Origin of the sequence: Streptomyces sp. C (assembly GCF_000158895.1) — a bacterium.
GTDB classification, from domain to species: domain Bacteria; phylum Actinomycetota; class Actinomycetes; order Streptomycetales; family Streptomycetaceae; genus Streptomyces; species Streptomyces racemochromogenes.
Genome location: NZ_GG657750.1, coordinates 6,285,093 through 6,289,587, shown reverse-complemented (window position 1 = coordinate 6,289,587; position 4,495 = coordinate 6,285,093). Strand labels below are relative to the sequence as shown.

The following is a 4,495-nucleotide window of genomic DNA, read 5'->3' as shown; positions in this document are numbered from 1 at the left end:
CCGGCCCCCGCGCGGGCGGCGCGGGCGGCGAGGGCGAGGCCTGCGGGGCCCGATCCGACGACCAGTACGTCCACTGTTCGGTGGGTGCGGTCCGTGCGGTCAGGCATGGGGGGCCTTCTGGTCGAACAGGGCGCGGACCGCGGCCCCGCAGTGGAAGCCCTGGCAGCGGCCGGCCCGGGCGCGGGTGCGCCGTCGGAGGCCGTCGAGCGAGCCGGGCGGGACCGTCGAGGCGAGCGCGTCGCGGATCTCCCCGCGGGTGACGCGTTCGCAGTGGCAGACGATACGGCCGTACTCGGGGTCCGCCGCGATCCGTTCCGCGTCGCGGTAGGGGCGGGGGAACGCCTCGCCCAGGTTCGGCATGCGCAGTGGTTCGAGGTCCCGGGGTCCTGTCACGGGCAGCCCGCCCTCGGCCAGGAGGGCGACCACGTGGGACGCGATCGCCATCGAGGCCGTCAGTCCCGTCGAGCGGATGCCGCCCACCGTCACGTAACGCTGCGCGGGGTGGGCGCGGATCGCGTAGTCCTCGGATCCGGTGGCGGCCCGCAGTCCCGCGTACACGGCGGTGACCTCCTCGTCGAGGAGGGCGGGCAGGATGCGCCGGCCCCTTCTCCCGCAGCAGGGCGATGCCTTCGGCGGTCGACCCGGTGGCCGTCTTGTCGTCGAGGTTCTCGGCGGTCGGAAACAGCATGACCTTGACGTGCACGGTCGGCGTCACCAGGACCCCCTTGCCGAGCGCGGTCGGCACCGGCAGCAGGATGTGGCGTACGAGGTCCCGTGCGAGCTCGTCGAAGACGATCAGCTGGCCGCGCCGGGGCGTCACCGTGAAGTCGGCGTGGCCGAGCAGCCGGTCGATCTCGTCGGCGTGCAGGCCGGCCGCGTTGACCAGGTGCCGGGTGCGCAGCGGCCCGCGGCCGGTGGTCAGCAGGTGCGGGTCGCCGGAAGTGGCGGAGCGGACCGGGCAGTTGAGGTGGAGGTCGACGCCCGCGCGGACGGCCTGGGTGGCGTACGCGAGGGTGGTCGTCCAGGGGCAGATGACGGACTCGCCGGGTACGTCGAGGGCCCCGAGCACCCCGGGGCCGAGGTGCGGCTCGCGGGCCCGGACCTCCTCGGCGGGGATGATGCGGGCGTCGTGGTAGCCGTTGCGCTCCGCCTTGGCGGCGAGTCCGGGGAGCGCGGCGTGCTGTTCCGCGTCCCAGGCGACGAGGAGCGCCCCGAGCGGTTCCACCGGGATGCCGTTCTCGGCGGCGTACGCGGCGAGCCGCCGGCTGCCGTCGCGGACGAGCCGGGACTCCAGGGTGCCGGGGACCGCGTCGAAGCCGGTGTGCAGGATGGCGGTGTTGGCCTTGGAGGTGCCGTCGCCGACGTCGTCGGAGGCGTCGAGCAGGGCGATCCGCAGCGGGAGCCGGGCCAGTTCGCGGGCGATGGCCGAGCCGACGACGCCGGCGCCGATGACGGTGACGTCGTACGCGGCGCCGGGCAGGGCGCCGCGGGTGGTGACGCTCACGCCGGGCCGTCGAGCAGGGCGGCGACCGCCGTGCGGAAGCGGGCGCGGCGTTCGGCGGCTTCGTCGGCGCCGGCCCTGGGTTCGTAGACGGCGGACGGCTTCCACTCCGGGACGGCCTCGCGGACGGTGAGGGAGGGGTCGAGGCCGAGGCGGGCGATCGCGCCGACGCCGAGGGCGGTGGCGTCGGGCAGTGCCGACACCTCCACCGGAATCCGGAGCAGGTCGGCCTGGGCCTGCATGAGCAGGGCGGACCGGGTGAGGCCGCCGTCGACGCGGAGGGTGGTGAGCGGGGTGCCGAGGTCGGCGGCCGCGGCGTCGGCGAGTTCGGCGACCTGGGCGGCGATGCCGTCGCACAGGGCGTGCACCAGGTGTCCGGCGGTGGTGCCGAGGCCGAGACCGGTGACGGAGCCGCGCAGGTCGCCCCGCCACCAGGGGGCGGCGAGTCCGGCGAGGGCGGGGACGAAGGTGACGCCGCCGGAGTCCGGGACGCCCGCGCCGACGGTGTCGAGGTCCTCGGCGCCGGAGATCACGCCGAGGTCCGTGAGCCAGCGCACGGCGGAGGCGGCCGTGTACACCTGGCCGTCGAGGCAGTAGCTGGTGCGGCCGCCGATCCGCCAGGCCACGCAGCCGACGAGTCCGGTGGAGCTGCGGCGCGGCCGGGGTCCGGTCTGGGCGAGCAGGAACGCGCCGGTGCCGTAGGTGCACTTGGCGGTGCCGGGGGCGGTGACGCTCTGGGCGAGCAGGGCGGCCTGCTGGTCGACGAGCAGCCCGGTCAGCGGCAGTTCGGGGCCGAAGGCGGTGGTGGTGCCGACGCGGGCGTCCGCGTCGACGACCTCCGGCAGCCGCTCGCCGTCGAGGCCGAAGGCTCCGAGGGCGTCCCGGGACCAGTCGAGGGTGTCGAGGTCGAGCAGCTGGGTGCGGCCGGCGGTCGCGGCGTCGGTGACGAACGCGCCGGTGAGGCGGTGCACGAGCCAGGCGTCGCTGGTGGTGACCACGCCGCGCCGCGTCAGGTGGCGGCGTATCCAGGCCATCTTGGGTGCGGCGAAGTAGGGGTCGAGCGGCAGTCCGGTGCGTTCGTGCAGCATCTCGGCGTGCGGGGCGAGTTCGGTGCACAGGTCTGCGGCGCGCCGGTCCTGCCAGACGATGGCGTCGGTGAGCGGCTCGCCGTTCGCCGGATCCCAGGCGAGTACGGTCTCGCCCTGGTTGGCCAGGCCCACGGCCGCCACCGGCTCGCCGGCCGCGGCCAGCGCGGCGCGTCCGGCGTCGACGACGGAGTCCAGCAGCTCGGCCGGGTCCACCTCCACACGGCCGTCCGGCAGGTGGCGGGGGCGTACGGGAGCGGAGGCCGAGCCGATGATCCCGCGGTCGGGGCACAGGACGAGGGCCTTGGTTCCCGAGGTGCCTTGGTCCACTGCGAGCACCGGGCCCGTCATCACCACTCCGTTCCGTTCCTGCCGTTCCGTTCCGTTCCGTCCGCGGGCCGGCGGTTCGTCGATGCGGCGGTTCGTCGATGCGGCGGTTCGTCGATGCGCCGGTTCGTCCGCGTGCCGGCGGTTCGTCGGTGCGCCGGTCGGAAGCCTCCACCAGCGCGGGACGCCCGTCAAGATCCTTCCGTCTCTCCCCGTCTCGACTGACGGACAATCACATGCAGCAAGTGGCTTGAAACTTGCCATCGAAAAAGTTTCCGGGTGAGATCCGCCGCACCCGCTCTATAGTGATCGCCGATCAACGGGCGGTAACGGGGCCGCCCGTGGCTCAACTGCGGGGGTCCGCCGAACAGTTCGCGCATGGTTCACGCATCCCTGGGGCTGGCCCGACTCCGCCGGTGCGGCGATCGGACGCCAGACGGACCGACCCGTCCCTCCATGCGATCCGAGGACCGATGACGACGATGACCGCAGTACGAGCCGGTTCCGGCCGCACCTCGCCCGGGACCGGGTGATGGCCGGCGGCGATTTCCGGCCCGTCTACCACCCCGCCGGCCTCGACAACGACCTGCGCGCCGCCGTCCAGGACCTGCGCACCGGCCGCTGGCTGTCGATGGCGCGGCTGCTGGAGCGCACGGACGGCTGGGGGCTGTGGACCCAGCGCACCCAGGTCCTGGCCGCCGTCGCGGCCGGCTCCGACGTGGTCCAGGCCTGGCGGAGCGAGCAGCCCACCAGCATGGCGGCGACCGTGATGCACACCCGGGTCGCCGTGGAACGCGCCGTCCGCGCGCACCGTGCGGGCCATCCCCGTACGCACGAGCTGTGGCAGGAGGCCTGGCAGTCCTGCCGGACCACCGCCGGCCTCAGCCCCTCCGACCCCGTGCCCTGGGTCTGCCTGCTCGCCCTGGCCCTCCTCGACGAGGAGCGCCTGATGGACGAGCACCGGCTGCCGCCGCCCGGCCCGATGCTGCCTGCCGGGCCGTGGGGCATCCTCGCTCAGGCCGACGAGCGGGACCCGCACAACCGTGAGGCCTACCACCGGATGCTCCAGTTCGTGCACGCGGGGGCGCCCGGGCCGCGTCCGCGCTCCGAGGCCGTCAACTTCGCCCGCTGGGCGGTCGCCGCGGCCCCGCCCGGGTCCGCGGTGCACCTCCTGCCGCTCTACGTCCACGTCGAGCGCTACCGCCGCGAGGGCGGACAGGAGCGCGCCCTCGACCTGCACTGGGTCGCCGAGGACGCCATCCGCGACGCCGTCCACGCACTGGACGCCTGGTTCCGCTACGCCGACCCGGCGCAGGCCTCCCCGCTCGACCTGAACCACCTCGCGCACGCCCTGTGGGGAGCGCACCGGTTCGAGGCGGCGGCCCGGGTCTTCGACGCGATGGGCGGGTACTGGACCACCCTGCCCTGGGCCCAGCGGACCCGCGACCCCGCCGACCCGGCGCTCGCCGAGGAGGTGTTCCTGCGCGCCAGGTCCCGCAGCCTGGCCGGCGGGAACTGACACCCCGCTCCCCGCCCTCTCCCTCTCCGTCTCCCCCGTCCCCCGCTCCAACCCCCCCTCGGA

2 protein-coding genes and 1 pseudogene are annotated in these 4,495 nt (G+C 75.0%); 1 reads left to right on the top strand and 2 read right to left on the bottom strand.

Annotation, left to right across the window (positions count from 1 at the left end):
* Nucleotides 1-99: 99 nt before the first annotated feature.
* A pseudogene (locus SSNG_RS28240) lies at nt 100-1,504 on the bottom strand (FAD-dependent oxidoreductase).
* Nucleotides 1,501-2,937 carry an FGGY family carbohydrate kinase gene (locus tag SSNG_RS28235; RefSeq protein WP_007267344.1) on the bottom strand — a complete coding sequence of 479 codons (1,437 nt, stop codon included), beginning with the start codon at nt 2,935-2,937 and terminating at the stop codon, nt 1,501-1,503. The pseudogene SSNG_RS28240 and the gene SSNG_RS28235 overlap by 4 nt, the downstream one beginning before the upstream one ends.
* Nucleotides 2,938-3,445: 508 nt before the next feature.
* Between SSNG_RS28235 and SSNG_RS28230 the strand changes: the two genes are divergently transcribed.
* Complete coding sequence (locus SSNG_RS28230) at nt 3,446-4,432, top strand: hypothetical protein (RefSeq protein ID WP_042802112.1); 987 nt, start codon at nt 3,446-3,448, stop codon at nt 4,430-4,432.
* The last annotated feature ends 63 nt before the right edge of the window (nt 4,433-4,495 follow it).